Genomic DNA, 20,347 nt, shown 5'->3' with positions numbered 1-20,347 from the left:
GGCCGGCCGCATCGTCGCAGCCTTCCCGCTCGCCCCTGTGCCGGTGTGACACGTACGGACCCTACGTCCGTCCACTCCGTAATCACCCGAATGCTCCAGCGTAACGTGCCAGGGGCACGTAGTGGGTGTGATCCACGCGTACTGCCCGCCGTGGCCGGCGGGCAGTACGCACTCGTTCCCTATGGCTGCTCGGCGGCCTCCGTGCCGGCAGGCACCTTCGTGGCCTTCGCCTTCTTCACGGCTGCCTTGCGGGTCCGCTTGACGGCGGCCGGGCGCCAGGCACGCAGCTCGGCCTCGGTGACACCGAACTCCTCCTCGCTCTGCCAGGCCAGCAGGACCTCCTCGAAGAAGCCTGCGTCCTCCGGATGCCACTGGCGTACCCAGGGCAGCAGCTCCAGCAGTCCGGCCAGGTAGGGGAGGAAGTCGGGCTTGTCCCAGTTCCCGGACTCCCGGCGGTCCTCGATGGCCTGGGTCAGCGCGGTGGCCTGCTCGGCGTGGTCCCAGCCGCCCCAGCCCAGCACCTCGATGGCAGGGGTGAGGGTGCGGCTGTAGGAGATGAACCGCTCACGCGGCACGTCGAGGGAGCCGCGCTGGGCGCCGTAGGAGTCCTTGCGGAAGTCCTTCGTCGTGTACTTCGGAGGTACGGGTGTGCCGTCCCGGATCTCCTTGGCCTTGAAGTGGTCGGCGGCGGCCGTGGCTACGTCCTCGGCGCGCTGCCTCTCCCAGACGTCCTCCCAGACCGCGCGCTTCTTCTCCATGATCGGCTCCTGGTAGCGCAGGGCCGCCAGGAACGGCACGTGCTGGTCTTCGACCACCTCGGGCACGATCTCGGACAGTTCCTTGCCGGGGGCGTAGAGCGCGGCGACGTCCGTGAAGTCGGAATCGGCCGCCAGGGCCTCGACGAGTTCACGGATCGATCGGGTCCGGGGGTACTCGACACCCTGATAGTCGGGCTGGTACCAGAGCTCGCGCCGCTCCATGCGGGCCAGCAGCCACTCGCGCAGGGCGGCACTCTGCTGCTTGTCCCAGCCGTCGGTCAGCCAGCGGCGCTTGTACTCGGGGCGCTCGATGAGCCCGATGACATTGGAGTTCTGCATGGCGTCGAGGCGTCGGAGGACGGTGTCCTTGTACGCCTCGGGCCACTCGGCCGGGATCTCGTCGATCATTTTGGAGTTGTGCCGCCGGAACCACTCGGTCTTCGCTTCGCCGGCGTTGACGCGCTTACCGAGGTCGATCTCGAAGGCGCGCTGGCCTAGTTCGAGCCCTTCAGCGGGGAGCGACTCTTCGGGAGCGGTCAGATCCTTGTGCAGTCCGTAGAGGGCGTACACCTCCCAGTCCAGCTCCTCCTGGACGGCGATCATCCGGGCACGGATGCGGTGCCATTCCTCGCGGGCCTCGGCGAGGGTGTCCGCTGTGGGCGGCTTTTCTGGGTCGGCGGCGAGCGTAGCGGGGCTTACCGCGGAAATCCTCTGCGCGAGGCTGTCGAGCTCAGTAGCGCGGGCGAGGGGGCAAACTGGAGAAAGAGGAAACTCCTGCACGTTGCTCGAGTTGAATTGGTAGAAATCTTCAAATGGAACCTTCGATTGCCTGGCACCCTTCTTGTCTACGGTACTCCCCTTATTGTGACACATCTGCTTAAGCCAGAAGCAGGCCGTCGAGGAATTCAAAACTCCAAGAATCTCGAGATAATCGCTTTCTGCAGAGTCGTCAGAAAGTTTAATCACTGGGGAAGATTGCTTAAAAACCTCATCATCCCTAGTCAGACAGAACTGATTATGCGTTGCAGCGTCGGCGGAGAAGGTTAGCGCGAGCCTCGTCCTGTACCTTTCAGGAATCCATCTATACCACCCCCACCACGATTTCTCATTCTTGAAATTATCGGTTGAACGTAGAACTTGCCGAACTCCCCATAGACCTCTACCCCAGGCACTCCCTCCGTTGTAGCTCGCCAAGGACCCATCAGCCTCATACGGAGCGACAGCCCGATACTTTGCCTTGACTCCCCAATCCCGAATCACCTCCCCCACAATGAGATTTCGCCCATTCTCCAGCCGTCTGCGCGCAAATGATGACGGCACGCCAATAAATGCGTCATCGTGCCCGGGGAAGCTCGCGAATCCAACATTCATAGCGAGACGCGAACGCAATTTAGGACGATCTTCGCCATTAATGGTCTCAACTGCCTCCAACCCTCCATCCATGAGAATCCACGGGTGGCTACCAAAATACTTTCCACGCTCAAGATTTCCGACAGACACCCACTCCCCCGGCTTATCGTTCGGCTCATCAATCAGCTTTGTGATCTCGGACCACACTTGGCCCTTGGCGGGGTCCCGAGGAACGCTTGGCTCACCATTAATTCCACGTACTGAGCGAATTGTGCTAGCCCCAAGAGACGCCTTGCGTCGGCGTCCGACAAGAATCACTGTGGGGGTCCCATGTCCCGGGATATAGGCCCCCGACGTGTCAATAACCTCAGTCAAGTCCACTTCAGTTGCCAAAAATTCTTGAATCAGCTTTTCACCAAATTCACGCTTCATGAAGCCGTTTCCGGTGATTTGCCCTACGTAACCAGGTTGACTGTCCCCCTCCGCTGGCTTCGCAAGCTCGAAAAATCTCTCAGCAAATGGTGCGGTGAGCTGGTATTGCTTGTAACAGGTTTTATACAGCTTCCTGTAGAGGGCCTTGGGGGAGTCTTTCCCTGGAACGATGTACGGAGGATTACCGACAACCACATGATACCGCCCAGGTGTGAGGATATTTAGATGCCGCGAGATGTCTTCAGTCGTGAAATGAAATTCATATCCATCCAACCCTCCTTCGTCACTCACGGAGTCGAAGAGCTTACCCTGCTCAAACTTCAGCAATGCATCGCCAGTGGCAATATGAATTGGCCAATCATAGCTTCTCGCATCATCGAAGCGGTGCACCTTTGCGGCCTTAAGTGCGGCAACAAGAAGACGAAAGCGCGCGATAGCCGAGGCGAAAGGATTTATATCGACGCCGTGAACAGAATTCAGCGCAGCTTCCACTCTGTCATGCTGACTCACCGAAGGAGCCATTTTTTCCCAAGCAGCCAAAATTCTATGAAACGCCCCCAGAATAAAGTGACCGGATCCGCAAGTCGGATCGATCATCTTGACCTTGTCGTAACCGAACTCTTGGATAGCTTTATGGAGAGTTCGACTCAAGATGAAATCTTCAACAAATTCAGGCGTTTGAAGCAGCGCGTACTTTTCTTTCGCCTCTACTGATAGATCCTGATAAATGTCGCCAAGAAAACGAGTATCCCACTCAGGGTCAAAAAAGTTATGAATGATGCCAGTAACATCACCTTCCATCTCCTCGTGAGATCGCCAAAACGTAATCAGCTGCCTAGCCCCTTCGTTCGACAGGGGGATCTGAAAGAGAGGGTTGTGGCGTTCATCAAAGAGAAGTTTACCCACTTGAGTGGATGCAATCTGCAAAAAGGCCGCCGAAAGCCAATGCCTGTCGGTGTGGGCCGGGTTATCCTTAATAAATTGACTGTGACGTTCCTCAGCGTGAGTCTGGCGAGGCACAGCCGATCCCGCGATGAACGGATCGCGCAGGAGACCGTTGTCCTCGCAGAAGCGTACGAAAACCGTGCCCAACACCCAGGCAACGGCGGCCTGGTTAACACGATCACCGACCCACTCGGTGGGGGCGGCAGTCGTACGCCCAGCTTTAACTGCGTTCTCGTGCTCCAACCGGAGCCTTTGGTCCACATCCGGAAGCCTGCCAAGCTGGCTCTGAAGGTCTACCTCCATGGCTTCCACCTGCTTCTGCAGGTCCTTGAGCAGCCGTTCGCGATCAATCACTGAGTCCACCAACAGTTGAGTTGTCGTGTCACGAAAAGTACGCACTAGTGCGCCCACATCCATTGGACCACGTAAGAACCCTGCCACTCACGAGTGACAGGGCCTGCACGCACCGTAGCGGGCGTGGGTCAGTTTCGAGCGATCGATCCTGCCTTAACTGCTTCCACAAAGGTTCCCCACGTTCGGTACGGAACGAGCAAGGCCGGCCCATTCGGCAGCTTGCTGTCCCGGACTGGGATCACACCAGGAGCATCGGCAATCTCAAGGCAAGCGCCGCCGTCGCCATTGCTGTACGACGACTTACGCCACACAGCGGCTGTCAGGTCAAGTACGAAGGTCATGGTGTCGCGTAGTCCTTCGCCACCGATTCGATCAACTGGAGGGATGCTTCCGGTGGCAACGAAGCGGCCCTCGTCAAATCGTAGGCCCTCTGGTACCGGGCAACTAGAGCTGGCTCCTCAACCAGTTGGCCAGTGTAGGCGCTCTCTGCGTACACGGCTGGCGGAGCCTCGTCGAAGGTCATGTGGATCGTCGTGCCGTTCAGGAAGGCGGCAGCCCCGGCCTCGAAGGGAAGCACCTGTACCAATAGACGCCGGTTGGTTCGAGCTGCCCTTGCGAGACTGACGAGCTGCTCGTCCATGACAGCGCAATCCCCAACCCGCACTCGTAGCACGGACTCGTGTAGAACGACCCACAGTTGCGGCGCTGTTGCACTGTCGAGGATGCCCTGTCGCTCTCGGCGCGCCCTCACGAACTCCTCAACAACCTCCTGCGACTCGAACTGCTGGGCTGTTTCGATCAATGCCCGCGCATACCCCTCCGTCTGCAACAAGCCCGGTACGAGCGTCGGCGCGTACTCGCTGATCGTCCGTGCCTGCTGCTCCAGCTCCGCCGCATCCGCGAAGTACTCCGCATGCTTGGACTTGCGCGCCAAGTGACACAGCCGCTGGAAGTGCTCCCCCGAGTCGAACACCTCGTCCAGCAGCCGCGACACATCCGGCTGCGGCAGCCGCTTCGCCGACTCGAACTGGCCGATGTACGTGCCGGAGCAGAAAATTCGCTCCCCTAGCTGGTCCTGGGAGTAGCCGCCGACCTCTCGATGGCGGCGTAGTTCGGAGCCGTAGAAGGTCCGCGGTGAGGCGTAGGGGTCCAGCTGATTCTGCGTGGTCATCGGCCACGTCTCCTCGGTGGTTCTCGGTGGTCCGCGCGTGCCCACGCATCGCAGCCCCGTGTTGGTCCGGGGCTGGCAGCCGCCCGCAGTGCGGTTGTTGGCACGCTCCCCCTACTGAGCGTAGCCCTTGAACGTCACGCTGTGAGCATGAACCCGAATATTCACCGCACCCCGTCCTCCCCCACACCCTCACTCGCCGCCACCGCCGAGGCCGAGTTCGCCGCGAACCCCCTCGCCGTCGCGCTCGTCGCTGCCGACGAGCTCGCCGACGTGCTCCATCGGCTCGGCATTACGCTTCCGTCGCTGGGCCCCGACCTCGCCTCGTGCACGACGACCACAGCGCCCCGTCCGCTCATCGAGCTGGGCCGGGTGAACCTCGCGACAGCGGCACGACTGACCGACGTACTGCGGCGCACCCCGCAGGCGGACGCGGAGTGAGCGGGGCCGTCCCTCGCGTCGCGATCGGCACGGTGGCCGTGGATCAGCGCACCATAGGGATCGGCGAGGTCATGGGCTTCGTGGGGCCGTACGTCCAGCTGCGGCCACTCGGTGGCGGCAAGGAGTGGGACGCGGCTCCCGGCGCCGTACGCCCGGCCTCTCCGCAGGAGCGACTGCGGGCGTCGCTCGCGGTGGCGAATGCCCGCAGCAGCTGGGCCGCACCGGGGTCCGGACCGGCCAGGCTGCGGAGCACTATGCCGCCGGAGCATCCTCCGGGTCGTTGACGACCCAACTGTGGTTGAGGCGGATCCATTCCTCGCGGTCTTCCAATGCCACCGTCCAGTCCTCCAGCCGGGGGGCGGCGGTGGCATCGTTCAGCGGGCTGAGGAGCCACAGGCCTCTTCCACTTCTCGCGCCACCACCGCGCCGCGCATGGTCGGCAAGGCGCTGGAGGGCGCCCGTGCCTCCGTACCGGGCCATCACGGAGGCGTCATGCAGGAGCAGGGGCCGAGAGTTCGTTGTGAACGGAGCCGAGTCGAGACGTGCATCGGACGGGGACGCGTCCCCAGCCGGTGCCGCGTCCAGCCGACGCAGCAGTTCCTTCTCCACCTCCCCCCACGCCGCCGCCGTGTACTCGCCGAACTTCATCGCGTCCCGCGATCCCGGCACGGCGTTGTCGGCTTCCAGGATGGTGTCCCAGGTGGGTCGGGGGCGGGCCTCGACCAGGCGGCGCAGCGAGGTGAGAAACAGGACGCTGACGTCGACCGGTTCGGCGCGCCATTCGCGGCCGGGTTCGGTCAGGGTGAGCAGGGCGAGTCGCTGGTCGTCGTAGCGGACAGTGAGGAGCCGGAAGCCGGGGCGGGCGGCGGATTCGAGAAGCTGGGCGTTGGCCCGGTAGCGCAGCTTCTGTTCCGGGGTGCCGGCTGTCCAGTGGTCGGTGATCGTCGCACGGGTGATCCGGCGCTGGGTGACGGCCGAGGTGCGGTCCGCATTGGTCTCGTCGCGTTCGGGCAGGAACACTCCGCGGCCGGTTCTGCCCCGGGTGCGCCACTTCAGGGCGAAGCCCGCCTGGCTGAGCAGCCGGCTCAATGGTGCGGGCTGGTCCGGGAGCCGGGTCGAGAGGTCGGGGAAACGGTTATGGACCCGCTGGTGGATGGTCTCGATGGTGAGACCGTCCTGCTCGTTCTGATTCTTTCCCGCGAGGGGCAGGAACAGGCCGGCCTGGGTCAAGCGCAGGGCGCGGACGGGCTGGAGGTTGCGGCTGTAGATCTCCAGGCGGGCGTTGGCCGCAGCGGTCCCGGAGGCGGCGGCGGCCAGGGTGACCATGCGGCCATCATCGAGAGAGATTCGGGTGCCTGGATAGCGCTCGTGGAACGCGGCGTCGGCGGCGACGATCTGTTCCAGCACCGTCGTGGGGCTGGCGAGCACGTCGCGGGCGGCCAACAGGTCGGCGGCTTTGCCCAGGCGGTCGGCGTAGTTGAGGAGTGCTGGGGCGGAGGGGGTGTCCGGGGTGTCGGTGTCCTCGTCCACCTCCAGGGCGAACAGCATCAGATTGGTGCCCGTGTCGCCGTGGCGGCGGCTGCGCATCCGGCGTGGGCTGAGGGTCCAGTCCACCTCGTACGCGGCGCGGGCGGCTGCGAAGCCGAGCGCTCGGCGGATCTGAGGGTCCCGCTGGGTGACGCCTCGGCGGCCGATGAGAGCTTCGCCGAGTTCGGTGACGGAGGCGACCCGGCCGAGGGTGGCCAGGATCTCCACGGCCTCGTCGCGCAGGGCGAGCAGGACGGGACTCCTTGCCCAACGTTTGCGCTGAGTGCCGAGGATCTGGGCGATCCGGCCCTCGGTGACCTGCTCGCTGGTGAGGGGGGCCACGGATGTGTTCAGCGGCCAGGCGGGAAGATCCTTGGGCAGTGGGGTGCCCTGCTCGTCAGGCAGGCGCAGCAGGAGCCGTACCGCTTCGACCTCGGTGGCATTGCGGCCCTTGGGGGCCGGCTTGGGCACGAGGAGGGAGACGAGGGCGTCCAGAGTGACGCGGCGCAGGGCGCGAGGATCGCCCTCGGTCTCCTGTTCGGCGAGGGCTTCGGCGATCTCCTCGGCAGAGTCGGAGCGCTCGCCCGCGGAGAGGGGGGAGGGTTCGGGGGTGTCGAGAGCGAGTCGCCACCGCTTGATGCGGCGGTTGATCTCGTCCCGGGTGCGGTGTCCGAGCCCGGGCTGGTTGACGAGGCGGCGGGTGGAGTAGTCGAGGAGGTCGCCGACCGTGTTGAGGTCGATCCCGTTGAGGAAGGACACCGCGCGGGGGGTGAGCCCGGCTACGAGGAGCTGCGTGCCCCGGTCCGCCTTCGCGGCGTCCACGTCGAGGCGCGAGGTGTCGTCGGCGGGGTCCTCCGGGGGAAGAAGCCCCACGGGCAGGACGGCCTTGTCCTTGTTGTCCTCCGGGTGGCCGGTGGAGCGGGCAGGTACCGGCTGGTCGGCGAGGGCGAAGACGCGCTGCCAGGCGCGCTGCATCTCCTGGAGGTCGGCAAACCTGCGCCGGGCGTCGCGGTGGAGCGCGCAATGGAAGAAGTCGGTGAGGCCTTCGCGTACAGCGGAGTCGAACGCCTCGGAGGGGACCTTGGGGTGGGGCCACTTCTTCGGGTCCGTCTGGTCGGGCAGCACCGAGCCGTCCCCCCACTGGGGCAGCTCACCGGATGCCATCTCGTGCAGGGTGATGGCCAGGGCGTACAGCTCGGCGTGGACGTCGTACCGGCCGCGGGTGATGTCCTTGGCAACGAAGGGGTCGAGGTAGCCCTCGGTGCCTGCTCCGGTGGCGCGGACGTCGATACCGGCGAGGGAGAAGTCGAAGAGGACGAGCTGGCGGGTGCCGTTGGGGCGGACCCGGATGGCGATGTTGTCGGGCTTGAGGTCTCGGTGCCAGATGCCCTCGCCGTCGAGGAAGTCGACGGCGGCGAACAGGTAGGTGGAGTACGTCTCCAGCTGGTCGGTGAGGAGGCGGCCCCGCTCACGCAGCTGGCGGGCAACGGTGGAGTCACCGGCGTGGTCGAGGACCAGGACGGTACGCGGACCGATACGAACCGGCTCGTCCTCGGCAAGGTGAATGACCTTGGAGTCGTTGCTCAGCTTGGACAGTACGTCGGCCTCGCGGCGCAGCGCTTCGGCGTACTTGTCCGCGCGGGCGACCTTGAGGACGACCTGTCGCTTCTCGCCGTCCTTGTCCTCACGGGTGAGGTCGCGGGCGAGCAGGGCGCGGGAGGTGGAGCCCTGGCCGAGGCTGCGCAGGACTTCGAAGCGACCGCCGCCGATGATGTTTCCGGGGGAGGCGTCGAGCGGGTCGCCCTCCTCGGCGGGAATCTCGCCGATCGGGTGCTGCCCGGCGTGCGGAGCGAGGTCGAGATCGACGGCGTCGAGTGCTTCCAGGAATTCGGCAGCTGTGCGGGGGCGGTGCAGGGGGTTGTACGTCGTGGCGTTCCTGACAAGCTCGTCGACGTATCCGGACAGTCCATCAATCAGGACGGACGGGATCAGGCCCTGGTCCTGCTGGATCCGGGCACCCAGTTCGGCCTGGCTGGCGGCGGGCGGGCGTCCCGTGAAGATCAGGTAGCCGAGCACGCCGAGGCCGAACATGTCCAGGGCGACGGGATCCGGGGTCTTGGCCGACAGCTCCGGGGCGAGGTAGGGGCCGGCGGCGTCGGAGACGTATGCGGCCAGATCGTGCGAGGGGACGATCTCGTGGCCGCTGCTGAGCGTGCCGCCTGAGCCTCCCTGTGCCCCGGTCGTGCGCGGGCGGCGCACGGCCGTCTGCCATTCGGCGATCTGCAGGACGGGGTGCAGCCAGCGGTCTTCCTCGGCGATGTCGCGGGTGCGCGGGCCGGGCAGGACGTGGACGGCACGGGCGTGCAGAGCGCGGTGGTAGAGGCGGTGACGGTGCGCGTAATGCACGGTCTCGGCGAGCCGGCGCAGCAGGCCGGAGCGGGCCTGGGCATCGAGCCGGTCACCGTACTGGAGGAGGTAGTCGTCCAGGCGCAGGGTTTTCGGGTCGTACTTGTAGAGCAGAGCGGGACCGGCGCTGTGGCCGTTCTCGTCGAAGTTCTCCAGGGCGACCAGGCCCGGATGGCCGAGGCCGTCGAGGGCCTTTGCCTCCCGCTCGGCGGTGTGGCTGATGGACAAGCGGCTCTGCCGGTCGGCGCCGCGTTCGCGCAGGTAGATGCGGACGCGGCGAGTCCGGCGCAGGGAGTCGTGGTGGGCCAGGTAGTCGGCCCAGTTGGGCCCGGTGTCGAAGGGGGTCCGGTCCAGCTTGTACGGACCCAGGTGGTACTCGGCGTCGGAGCGGCCGATACCGACACTTTCGAAGATCTTGCCTAGCTGACGGGACAGCTGGAGGTCGATCCCACCGTGGACGTCGCGGGGCTGGCGGATCAGCTCGGGAAGAATGTCAGGGAGCCCCGCATGCCCCACCTTGCCGAAGACGCCCGCCAGATCGTTGGGCGCCAGACGGATCCGCAGGCCGGGGTTGGTGAAGTAGACGATCTCCTGGACGTAAGGCACGGGCAGCCGGATGTCGGCCCGGTCCATGGCGTCCTTGATCAGCCCTTTGAGCTCCTTCGCCTTCTGGTTCGCGAGATGGCGGGGATTGCGGTGCATGCGTGTGCGGCCGTCGGACAACGTCTGAACCCAGCTGGACCCCGCGGAGGTGAGCGTGCCCTGCCAGCTCTTCAGCTCGATGAGGAAGAGCCCGGAGGGCGCGGCGACCAGCAGGTCGACCTCGCGTACATGGCCGCTGTGCGCGGTGAAGGTGAAGTTCGACCAAGCTCGGTAGGGCTCGTTGTCGGGCAGCAATTCCTTGAGATGCAGCAGTCCGCTGCGCTCATGCTGGAACTGCGACTCGGTGACAGTGGTCCACCGGCCGTCTCTCATGACCTCGATCGTCCCTTCCGCGTATCGGCTCCGTGGCTGGATCTCAGCCGGCGTTCCAGCGTATCGGCAGGGACGGACATGTCTGCGTGCGGCTGGGCGCTACGTGAGACGCAGCGCGCCAACAGTTCGCTTGTTGGCAGTGCCCAGGCTGGGCGGTCGGGCCTGGCCTAGGGTTGGGCCATGTCGTCCTACAAGCTCTCTGAGGTGTCCGTCGAGGGATATGCCTCCATCCGCGCCGGCACGCTGGAACTGGGCGAGGGCGTGACCGTGCTTGTGGGTGCCAACGGGGCAGGCAAGAGCAATGTGGTCGGGGCGCTGGAATTGCTCGGGCGGATGGCGGACGGGGACCTAGCGCTCGAGGTGGGTCTCCGCGGTGGAGCACAGGCTCTGCAGTTCGCGGGCGCGGATCCGGGCAAGGGGATTCGCCTGCGGGTGAGCGCGTCTCCCTACCGCTACGAGGCCCACCTGATAGCAGCGGCGAACGACACTCTTATCTTCTCGGAGGAGAAGGGCCACTTCAATGAGTGGGGCCGCCCCCTCGTCGAGGACTTCGGGCGGGGGCACCGGGAATCGCTCCTTCGCCAGAAGGAGGAGGAACAACTGTCGCGACTCGCGGGGCCGGTGCGCGCCATCCTGGCCGGCTGCCGGGTGTTCCACTTCCAGGACACTGGCCGTGAGGCACCGGTCAAACGCTTCGGCTATGCCGCGGACAATGAAGCGCTGAGACCCGACGCGGAGAATCTCGCGGCTTTCCTGCTGCGGATGCGGGACGGGGAGCCGAGGTCGTACAGGCGTATCGTGCGCGCGGTGCAGTCCGTCGCACCGTTCTTCCGGGACTTCCTGTTGGCCGAGGAGCCTGGCGGCCGGATCCGGCTGCGCTGGACCCAGGAAGGTGTGGACGCGGTCTTTCCCGCCGAGGCGCTGTCCGATGGCACGCTGCGGTACATCTGCCTGTGTGTGCTGCTCCTGCAACCTGATCCGCCGGCGCTGCTCACCCTGGATGAGCCTGAGTTGGGCCTGCACCCCTATGCAGTGGTTCAGCTCGCGGACATGCTGCGCTCAACTGCGGTGCGAAGCCAGATCGTCATCGCCACCCAGTCCGTCACTCTCCTCAACCAGTTTTTGCTGGACGAAATCGTCGTGGTGGAGAGGGAGAACGGAGCGACCGTGCTCAGACGACCAGACCACGAAGCGCTCCATGATTGGCTGGAAGACTACTCGCTCGGTGAGCTGTGGGAGAAGAACGTCCTGGGCGGACGACCTGCGGCGGAGCTTCCCTTCCGGGGTCGCCCGGAATGATCACGGTGGGGGTGCTGTGCGAAGGGCAGACCGAAGAGAACATGGTCCGGGACTTCCTTGCTCCTGAGTTGGTGCGGTTGGGCATCATCATGGTGCCGACCATCCTCTTGACTCGAACTGCGGCAGGCGGGCCCACCGGGCGCGGGGGTGTCAGTAAGTGGTCGAAGATCGAGAAGGATCTGCAGAACCGTCTCAGGAGCAGTCCGCACTGGGCTGCGGTCACGACGCTGATCGACTACTACGGGCTCCCGCAGGACAGTCCGGGGATGGCTGACCGGCCTTCGGCCTCGGCTCGGCAAAAGGCCGAGCACGTGGAGAAACGCATGGCCGAGCACATCGGCCACCCGCGTTTCATTCCGTACCTGGTTCTTCACGAAACCGAGGCATGGGTTTTCGCTGCGGCGGAACAGCTTGCCTATTGGACGGACGACCCTGCGCTCGCGCAGAAGGTGCAGAACATAGCCGCTGCTGCCGGAGGTCCGGAGGAGGTCAACGAGAGGCCGGAGACCGCTCCGTCGAAGCGCCTGTTGAAGCTGCACCCGGAGTACAACAAAACCCTTCACGGGCCTGCGGCAGTGACCGACCTCGGGCTCGAAGGTCTGCGAGCCGCCTGCCCGCATTTCAGCGCATGGATCGACAGGCTGACTGCGCTGGCCGACGAGTAGCCGGCAACAGTCTGCGCGAACGCCACGCAGACTGGGCCTCTGCCCAGGAAGGACAGAGGCCCAGCCATGCGTACGAGTCAGCCGGTGTTGCGGAGGCCTGCGGCGACACCGTTGACGGTGAGCAGCAGGGCCCGTGCGAGCAGCGGGTCGGCCTCTTCGCCGCGTTCGGCGGCCTGGCGCTGGCGGGCGAGCAGGGATACCTGGAGGTAGGAGATCGGGTCCAGGTAGGCGTCCCGGATGGCGAAGGTCTGCTGGAGCACCGGGCTGGTGCCGAGGAGTTCCTTGCCGCCGGTGACCTTGAGGACTTCCTGCACGGTGAGTGCGTGTTCGGCCTCGATGACGTCGAAGACGTGCTTGAGCTCGTCGGGGACGAGCGTGTCGACGTAGTGCCGGGCGATGCGCAGATCGGTCTTGGCCAGGGTCATCTCGACGTTGGAGATGAAGTTCTGGAAGAAGTGCCACTGGCCGTGCATCTCTTCGAGGACGGTGTCGAGGCCGGCCTCGCGCAGTGCCTTGAGGCCGGAGCCGACGCCGAACCAGCCGGGGACGATCTGGCGGGACTGGGTCCAGCCGAACACCCACGGGATGGCCCGCAGGCCGTCGAGCGAGACGCCCGAGCCGGGGCGGCGGGAGGGCCGCGAGCCCAGGTGCAGGTCGGCGAGCTGGTCCACCGGGGTGGAGGCGAGGAAGTACGCGGGCAGGTCGGGGTCCTCGACCAGCTTGCGGTACGCGCCGTGGGCGGCGTCGGAGACGGTGTCCATGGCCGCGTCCCAGCGGGCCAGTGCCTCGTCGGACTGGCGGGGCGCGGTGTGCAGCGCGGAGGCCTGGAGGGTCGCCGCGACGGTCAGCTCCAGGTTCTCGCGGGCGAGCGCCGGGATGAGGTACTTGTCGGAGATGACCTCGCCCTGCTCGGTCACCTTGATCTCGCCCTCGAGGGTGCCCCAGGGCTGCGCGAGGATCGCGTCGTGCGAGGGGCCGCCGCCTCGGCCGACGGTGCCGCCGCGGCCGTGGAAGAGGCGCAGGCGTACGCCGTAGCGGTGGGCGACGTCGCGGAGCCGGCGCTGGGCGCGGTGGATCTCCCACTGGGAGGTGGTGATGCCGCCGAACTTGGAGGAGTCGGAGTAGCCGAGCATGACCTCCTGGACGTCGCCGCGGAGTGATACGAGGCGGCGGTAGGAGGGGTCGGCGAGCATTTCGTCGAGGATGACGTCGGCGGCCTTGAGCTCGTCGGTCGTCTCCAGGAGCGGCACGATGCCGATCTTGGCCCAGCCGCCGTGGAGGTCGATGAGTCCGGCCTCACGGGCGAGGACGGCGGCGGCGAAGACGTCGTCGGCGCCCTGGCACATCGAGATGATGTAGGACTCGATGACCTCGGGGCCGAAGCGCTCGAAGGCCTCCTTGATGGTGTGGAAGACACCGAGGGTCTTCTCACCTGCGGCGTCCAGCGGGGCCGGGGTCGGGGCGAGCGGGCGGCGGGACCTGAGCTCCTTGGCGAGGAGCTTCTGCCGGTAGTCGCGGGGCATGTCGGTGTAGCGCCAGGATTCCTCGCCGAGGCGGTCGAAGAGCTGGCCCAGCGCGTGGTGATGGGCGTCGGCGTGTTCGCGTACGTCCATGGTGGCGAGCTGGAGGCCGAACGCGGAGAGCGTGCGGATGGTGCGGTCCATGCGGCCGTCGGCGAAGAGTCCGCCGCGGTGTTCGCGCAGGGAGGTCTGGATGAGTGCGAGGTCGGCGATGAGTTCGGCGGTGCCGAGGTAGTCGCAGCCGGGGCGGTGGGGCGTGCCCGTGGCGAGGCGTTCGCGGGTGTTGACGAGCTTCTGGCGGATGCAGGTGGCCTTGAGCCGGTAGGGCTCTTCGGCGTTGAGCCGCTTGTAGCGGGGGCTGATCTCGGGGAGTCGCTCCAGGTCGGTCTGGAGCGAGGTGAGGAGCTCGTCGGTGGCTCCGGTGTAGCGGATGGAGTTGGAGAGGAGTCCGCGCAGGTAGTCGATGAGTTCGAGGGCGTCGGTGATGCCGTGCTCGTGCTGGAGGATGAGCACGTCCCAGGTGACGGCGGGCGTCACGTTGGGGTTGCCGTCGCGGTCTCCGCCGATCCAGGTGCCGAAGGTGAGGGGGCGCGTGCCGGCCGGGAGCTCGACGCCGACGCGTTCCAGTTCGGCGGCGAGGTCCTCGAGGACGTCGCCCACGGCGTTGGCGTGGAGTTCGTCGAGGTAGTAGATGGCGTTGCGGGCCTCGTCGGCGGGCTCCGGGCGTACTACGCGGAGCTCGTCGGTCTGCCAGATGAGGTCGATGTTCTCGGCGAGCCGGAGGTCGTGGCGCCGGCGGTCGGCCTCGATCACGGGGGTTTCGAGCAACTCGGCGATGCGGCGGAGCTTGTTCAGTACGGAGCGGCGCGCGGCCTCCGTCGGGTGCGCGGTGAAGACCGGTCGTACGTTGAGGTTCTTGACCGTCTCGCGCAGGTGTTCGGGGTCGGCGTCCTTGAGCCGGTCGGCCGTGCGGGCGAGGAGCCCGCCTTCGGCGGCCCGGCGGTCGCGCATCTCGTGGGCGCGGTGGACCTGCTCGGTGACGTTGGCGAGGTGGAAGTAGGTGGAGAAGGCGCGCACGAGCTGTGCGGCGGTCTCCAGGTCCGTGTCGCCGAGGAGCTCGGCCGCTGCCTCGCCGTCGGTGCGGGTCAGGGCGCGGACGCGCTCGACGAGGTCGAGGAGGTGCTGGCCCTCCTGTCGTACGAGGGTCTCGCCCAGGAGGTCGCCGAGGCGGCGGATGTCGGCCCGCAGTTCGGTGTTGGCGGCAGGGGTCTGGTCGGCACTGCTCACAGTGTGCGGCTCCTTGCAGTGGTTGAGCACGTCTGTCAGGGGGGCCGGGGCGCTCGCGGTGCTGACGGGTCACCCCGGTTATGCAGAGTGCGGACCGCGCTGTCCGACGCTCCCAGGATAGGTGTCCGGGCGTTCGGCGTGCTCGGTGCCCTGCAGGGTTGTGACGATCGGGGGTACACGAAGGGCGGAGGCCCGCTCGCACAAGGGTTGCCACGGTGGTGTTCGCGTGTTGCGGGCCTCTTCGCTGCCATACTTACGTTGCCGTAGGTTACGGATGCGTAGCCCGGTCATACCGTCATATTTCCTCACCTCACAGGGGACTCCCCAATGCCCACCAGCCCCGACGTGATCGACGACGGCCTGCCGACGACGGCAGGCGACTCCGTACACTCCTCCGCCACGCTCGGCGGGGACAAGAAGCGTTCGGTCGAGCAGATCGCGCTGCTGCTGTTCATCGTGGTGCCGTTCGCGGCCCTGGTCGCGGCGGTGCCGCTGGCCTGGGGCCGTGGGGTCAGCTGGCTCGATCTGGGTCTGCTGGTCGCCATGTACTACTGGGGCTGCCACGGCGTGACGATCGGTTTCCACCGCTACTTCACGCACGGCTCGTTCAAGGCGAAGCGTCCGCTCCGTCTCGTCCTGGCGGTCGCGGGTTCGATGGCGGTGGAGGGCCCGCTGGTGCGCTGGGTGGCCGACCACCGCAAGCACCACCGGTTCTCCGACGCCGAGGGCGACCCGCATTCGCCCTGGCGGTTCGGCGAGAACCTCCCGGCACTGCTGAAGGGCCTGTGGTGGGCCCATATCGGCTGGATGTTCAACGAGGAGCAGACGCCTCAGCAGAAGTACGCCCCGGACCTCGTCAGGGATCCGGCGATCCGCGCGATCTCGCGTCACTTCCTCAGCTTCACGATTCTCTCGCTGGCGATCCCTCCGCTGGTCGGCGGCCTGGTCACGATGTCGTGGTGGGGTGCGTTCACCGCGTTCTTCTGGGGTTCTCTCGTCCGGGTCGCGTTGCTGCACCACGTGACCTGGTCGATCAACTCGATCTGTCACGCGGTCGGGAAGCGGCCCTTCAAGTCCCGGGACAGGTCCGGGAACGTGTGGTGGCTGGCGGTGCTCTCGTGCGGCGAGTCGTGGCACAACCTGCACCACGCGGACCCGACGAGCGCGCGGCACGGGGTGATGAGGGGCCAGATCGACTCCAGTGCCCGGCTGATCCGCTGGTTCGAGCAACTGGGCTGGGCGCATGACGTCCGGTGGCCCGATGCCTCGCGTATCGCCTCCCGGCGCAAGCCCGTGGGTGCCGACCCTGCATGATTGACGACGTGGCGACCGACGGAAGTACCAGCGGCGAGAAGAGCAGGCCTGCCCCCACGCGAAGGGCCCGGCGGGTCCGGATGACGGGCAAGGAGCGCCGCGAGCAGCTGTTGGACATCGGCCGCGCCCTGTTCGCCGACAAGGGCTTCGAGGGCACCTCGGTGGAGGAGATCGCGGCGCGTGCCGGGGTCTCCAAGCCGGTGGTGTACGAGCACTTCGGCGGCAAGGAGGGCCTGTACGCCGTCGTGGTCGACCGTGAGATGCGCCAGCTGCTGGATCTGGTGACGGGGGCGCTCACGGCGGGGCATCCGCGTGAGCTGCTGGAGCAGGCGGCGTTCGCGCTGCTCGACTACATCGAGACGTACACGGACGGTTTCCGGATCCTGGTCCGTGATTCTCCGGTCGCGCAGTCCACGGGCACGTTCGCGTCGCTGATCAGTGACATCGCGACGCAGGTCGAGGACATCCTGGGCCTGGAGTTCAAGGCCCGGGGCTTCGACCCGAAGCTGGCCCCGCTGTACGCGCAGGCCCTGGTCGGGATGGTGGCACTGACCGGCCAGTGGTGGCTGGACGTGCGGAAGCCGAAGAAGGCGGAGGTCGCCGCCCATCTGGTGAATCTGGCGTGGCACGGGCTGGAGAACCTGGAGTCGAAGCCGCGGCTGATAGGCCACCGGAAGAGCTGAGCCACTGCGGCGCACATGCGATCACTCGTTGTGATGACGAGGCCGCGAAGCGCACCCTACTGTGCGGTGCAGGAAAAGAAACGGTCGTGTATCACCCCTCCGGGTGACGGGATCTGGTTCCCGGTGCGGCGGCGTCCGCCGAACGTAGGATGATTCCCAGTACCGACCGGAGGGGGGTGTGCTGGATGATCCGTGCGTACAAGTTTCTCCTGCGGCCCACCGCGGGGCAGGCGATCGCAATGGGCGAGATGCTGCGGGATCACTGTTCGCTCTACAACGGTGCATTGCAGGAACGCCGTGACGCCTACCGGCATCCCTCCAGGACGAGCATCAGGTACGGAGAGCAGTCCGCGCAGCTGAAGGAGATCCGGGCCTTCGACCCGGGGCGTCAGGGGCGCTGGTCCTTTTCCTCGCAGCAGGCGACGCTACGCAGGCTGGACAAGGCGTTCGCCAGCTTCTTCCACCGGGTCATGGCTGGGGACGCACCAGGTTATCCGCGTTTTCGCGGGGCGAACTGGTTCGACACAGTGGACTTCCCCAGGGACGGAGACGGCTGCCGTTGGGACTCCACCCCACACGACGCTGTCACTCGGGTCCGTTTCCTGGGTATCGGGCATGCCCGGGTCAACCAGCACCGTCCGGTGACGGGCAGGGTCAAGACTGTCAGCGTGAAACGCGAGGGCCGTAGGTGGTTCGTCGTGCTGACCGCCGAGCGTGACCGGCCCGATCCGTTGCCCGCGGCCGGCAGCCAGGTCGGTATCGATCTCGGTATCGCGTCGTTCCTCACCACCTCACACGGCGTGCACATTCCCAGTCCCCGCCACGGCCGCAGGGCAGCAGCGAAGCTTCGTGCCGCGCAGCAGGCCCTGTCCCGGTTTCCACGGTGCAAAGCCAGGGACCGCACCCGCAATCATCAGCGGGCGGTGGAGAAGGTCGCGGCCCTGCACGGCAGGGTGCGTCGTCAGCGGCTCGACCACGCACACAAGACCGCGCTCCTGCTCGTGCGGGAGCATGACTTCATCGCGCACGAAGACCTCAAGATCCGCAACATGAGCGGGACTCCCGAGCCGAAACCCGACCCCTGGAATCCAGGCAGCTTCCTGCCCAACAGGGCTGCGGCCAAGGCCGGGTTGAACCGTTCGATCGCTGACGCCGGATGGGGGGTGTTCCTGACGATCCTGAACGCAAAGGCTGAGAGTGCCGGGCGGGAAGTGATGGCCGTGGACCCCCGCAACACCTCCCGCATGTGCCCCGAATGCGGGCACATAGCCAAGGAGAACCGGCCCACACAGGAGAAGTTCCACTGCCTCGTCTGCGGCCACCAGGCACACGCCGACAAGGTCGGGGCACTCAATGTTCTACGGGCCGGGCTGGTCCGTCGTGACGCCAACCAGGCATAGCGAGAAGCCTCGTCTCCAGGGCGGGGAGGAGTCACGGGAGGAACCATGACCGCCGGCGACGAGCCGATCACCAGTCAGAGCAGCCGCTGGCCAGCCCCACAGGACGGATACACGGTGGATGCTCTGTGGGCCTTGCCCGATCTTCCACCGCACACGGAATTGCTCGACGGAGACCTGATCCTTGCGTGCCCGCAACGACTCTTCCACAGCACGATGGTCGACCTTCTGGTGACAGGGCTCCGTCACCACACGCCACTGGAACTGAAGACACGTCGCCACGTGACTGTGGTCCTGGATCGCCGTAACGCCCCCGAGCCCGACCTCTGCGTCGTCCGGGCGGAAGCGGTCACCGGGCGGGAGCTGACCCGTTTCGAGGCGGCAGACGTCCTTCTCGCCGTCGAGGTGGTCTCCCCGGACTCCGAGGCGCGCGACCGTGACACCAAGCCGCAGAAGTACGCGTCGGCGGGCATCCCGAACTTCTGGCTGGTCGAGATGGCCGGCAGCGACCGGCACCCGGTCGTGCGGGTCTACGAGCTGGACCCGGTGAACAAGACGTACGCCCTGACGGGTATCCACCATGACCGGCTCAAGACCGGCGTTCCGTTCCCCGTCGACCTGGACATCTCGGCGGAGGCGCTCGACGCGCTGTGACGCTCACCCGCTGACCGGCTCCAGGAACTCCAGCCGGTTGCCGACAGGGTCCTGGGAGTGGAAGCGGCGGTGGCCCGGAAGGTTGTCGTCCCACTCGACGGGGGCGCCGTGCCCGGCCAGCCGGGTCGCGTAGGCGTCGATGCCGGTGACGCGCAGGCCCGGATGCGCCTTCCTCGCCGGGCGGAAGCCCTCTTCGATCCCCAGGTGCAGCTGGACCGGCCCGGCCCCGAACCAGCAGCCGCCGCGGGCGGCGAGGGCTGGAGGTTTGGTGAGCTCCGTAAGGCCGAGAACGTGTACGTAGAAGGCCCGCAGGACGTCCTCCGATCCGGGCGGAGCAGCGAGCTGGACATGGTCGACGGCGGTGATCACGGCTGCTCCTTGACGGTACGGACCACGGCGAAGATCCGGCGGAACGGGAAGACCGTGCCGTGCGGGCCGGCCGGGTAGGCGGTGCGCAGCAGGTCGCGGTATTCGGTGAGGAAGGCGTCGCGGGCGTCCGGGTCGTCGGCGAGGGCGTCGAGGACGGGGCGCAGGCCGGTGCCTTTGACCCAGTCGAGGACGGGGTCCTCGCCCTGGAGCAGGTGCAGATAGGTGGTCTCCCAGACGTCGACGGTGCGCCCGGGCGCGGTGAGGTGCTCCAGGTAGTCGGCGGGGGTGTGCACGGCGTCCCCGTGGCGGAGGAGGCCGCCGAGGCGGTTGTGCCAGCGGGGGGATTCGGCCAGTTCACGCATGAGGGTGTGGCTGGGGGCGTCGAAGTTGCCGGGGACCTGGAAGGCGAGGGTGCCGCCGGGAGTGAGGGCGTCCAGCCAGTGGGGGAAGCGGGCGGTGTGGCCGGGGACCCACTGGAGCAGGGCGTTGGAGACGATGAGGTCGTACGTCTCGGTGGGCGCCCAGGTCGCGGCGTCGGCCTCGGTGAAGTCGAGGAGGGGCCCGGCGTGGTTGCGGGCGCGCTCGAGCATCTGGGGTGAGCTGTCGTAGCCGGTGATGCGGGCGCCCGGCCAGCGGTCACCGAGGAGGACGGTGACGTTTCCGGCGCCGCTGCCGAGGTCGGCGATCCGGGGTGCGGGTTCGTGTGGGAGGGCTCCGATCCGGGCCAGGAGGTCATGGAAGGGGCGGGTGCGGTGGTCCGCGTGGCGGAGGTACTGCTGGGGGTCCCAGGCGGGTGGCGTCAT

General features: G+C 66.6%; 15 protein-coding genes. 8 read left to right on the top strand and 7 right to left on the bottom strand.

Annotated features, from left to right (window positions below):
* Positions 1-179 precede the first annotated feature (179 nt).
* The 3 genes from pglX to ACIREO_RS30015 all read right to left on the bottom strand — a co-directional run bounded on the left by pglX (position 180) and on the right by ACIREO_RS30015 (position 5,010).
* A complete protein-coding gene (pglX, locus tag ACIREO_RS30025) occupies positions 180-3,788 on the bottom strand; it encodes a BREX-2 system adenine-specific DNA-methyltransferase PglX (RefSeq protein WP_404116064.1) in 3,609 nt (1,202 codons plus the stop codon).
* Between the two features lie 179 nt (positions 3,789-3,967).
* Entirely contained in the window at positions 3,968-4,180 is a 213-nt protein-coding gene (locus ACIREO_RS30020; RefSeq protein WP_404115841.1) for a DUF397 domain-containing protein, read from the bottom strand.
* Entirely contained in the window at positions 4,177-5,010 is an 834-nt protein-coding gene (locus tag ACIREO_RS30015) for a Scr1 family TA system antitoxin-like transcriptional regulator (RefSeq protein WP_404115839.1), read from the bottom strand. The genes ACIREO_RS30020 and ACIREO_RS30015 overlap by 4 nt, the downstream gene beginning before the upstream one ends.
* Positions 5,011-5,157: 147 nt before the next feature.
* On the opposite strand from ACIREO_RS30015, the gene ACIREO_RS30010 reads away from it, so the two are divergent.
* On the top strand, positions 5,158-5,448 hold the full coding sequence (locus tag ACIREO_RS30010) for a hypothetical protein (RefSeq protein ID WP_404115837.1): 291 nt from the start codon (positions 5,158-5,160) through the stop codon (positions 5,446-5,448).
* A complete protein-coding gene (locus ACIREO_RS30005; RefSeq protein WP_404116084.1) occupies positions 5,445-5,732 on the top strand; it encodes a hypothetical protein in 288 nt (95 codons plus the stop codon). The genes ACIREO_RS30010 and ACIREO_RS30005 overlap by 4 nt, the downstream gene beginning before the upstream one ends.
* On the opposite strand, the gene pglW is transcribed toward ACIREO_RS30005, so the two are convergent.
* Positions 5,701-10,356, bottom strand: coding sequence for a BREX system serine/threonine kinase PglW (gene pglW / locus ACIREO_RS30000; protein WP_404115835.1), 4,656 nt, complete (start codon positions 10,354-10,356; stop codon positions 5,701-5,703). The genes ACIREO_RS30005 and pglW overlap by 32 nt on opposite strands.
* Positions 10,357-10,536: 180 nt before the next feature.
* Here pglW and ACIREO_RS29995 point away from each other — a divergent pair, with 180 nt between their 5' ends.
* Both ACIREO_RS29995 and ACIREO_RS29990 read left to right on the top strand, forming a co-directional pair.
* The gene (locus tag ACIREO_RS29995) at positions 10,537-11,655 is read left to right on the top strand and encodes an AAA family ATPase (RefSeq protein ID WP_404115834.1); all 1,119 of its coding nucleotides are present in this window, start codon (positions 10,537-10,539) and stop codon (positions 11,653-11,655) included.
* The gene (locus ACIREO_RS29990) at positions 11,652-12,320 is read left to right on the top strand and encodes a DUF4276 family protein (protein ID WP_404115832.1); all 669 of its coding nucleotides are present in this window, start codon (positions 11,652-11,654) and stop codon (positions 12,318-12,320) included. The genes ACIREO_RS29995 and ACIREO_RS29990 overlap by 4 nt, the downstream gene beginning before the upstream one ends.
* A 77-nt stretch (positions 12,321-12,397) precedes the next feature.
* Here ACIREO_RS29990 and ppc read toward each other — a convergent pair whose 3' ends face one another.
* Positions 12,398-15,127, bottom strand: a complete 2,730-nt coding sequence (ppc, locus tag ACIREO_RS29985) for a phosphoenolpyruvate carboxylase (RefSeq protein WP_404115830.1) — start codon at positions 15,125-15,127, stop codon at positions 12,398-12,400.
* A 327-nt stretch (positions 15,128-15,454) separates the two neighbouring features.
* Between ppc and ACIREO_RS29980 the strand changes: the two genes are divergently transcribed.
* The 4 genes from ACIREO_RS29980 to ACIREO_RS29965 all read left to right on the top strand — a co-directional run bounded on the left by ACIREO_RS29980 (position 15,455) and on the right by ACIREO_RS29965 (position 19,175).
* Positions 15,455-16,441, top strand: coding sequence for an acyl-CoA desaturase (locus ACIREO_RS29980; RefSeq protein ID WP_404115828.1), 987 nt, complete (start codon positions 15,455-15,457; stop codon positions 16,439-16,441).
* Complete coding sequence (locus tag ACIREO_RS29975; RefSeq protein WP_404115826.1) at positions 16,438-17,124, top strand: TetR family transcriptional regulator; 687 nt, start codon at positions 16,438-16,440, stop codon at positions 17,122-17,124. The genes ACIREO_RS29980 and ACIREO_RS29975 overlap by 4 nt, the downstream gene beginning before the upstream one ends.
* Before the next feature lie 185 nt (positions 17,125-17,309).
* Positions 17,310-18,524 carry an RNA-guided endonuclease InsQ/TnpB family protein gene (locus tag ACIREO_RS29970; RefSeq protein WP_404115824.1) on the top strand — a complete coding sequence of 405 codons (1,215 nt, stop codon included), beginning with the start codon at positions 17,310-17,312 and terminating at the stop codon, positions 18,522-18,524.
* A gap of 45 nt (positions 18,525-18,569) precedes the next feature.
* Positions 18,570-19,175: a Uma2 family endonuclease gene (locus tag ACIREO_RS29965; RefSeq protein ID WP_404115822.1), complete on the top strand. Its 606-nt coding sequence runs from the start codon at positions 18,570-18,572 to the stop codon at positions 19,173-19,175.
* Positions 19,176-19,178: 3 nt separating this feature from the next.
* On the opposite strand, the gene ACIREO_RS29960 is transcribed toward ACIREO_RS29965, so the two are convergent.
* On the bottom strand, positions 19,179-19,544 hold the full coding sequence (locus tag ACIREO_RS29960; RefSeq protein ID WP_404115820.1) for a VOC family protein: 366 nt from the start codon (positions 19,542-19,544) through the stop codon (positions 19,179-19,181).
* Positions 19,541-20,347 carry a trans-aconitate 2-methyltransferase gene (locus ACIREO_RS29955; protein ID WP_404115818.1) on the bottom strand — a complete coding sequence of 269 codons (807 nt, stop codon included), beginning with the start codon at positions 20,345-20,347 and terminating at the stop codon, positions 19,541-19,543. Before ACIREO_RS29955 ends, ACIREO_RS29960 begins: the two co-directional genes overlap by 4 nt.

The organism is Streptomyces sp. NPDC102441, from assembly GCF_044765585.1.
Classification (GTDB): domain Bacteria; phylum Actinomycetota; class Actinomycetes; order Streptomycetales; family Streptomycetaceae; genus Streptomyces.
Note: the sequence above shows the minus strand (reverse complement) of the source record. Positions and strands in the feature narration are given on the sequence as shown.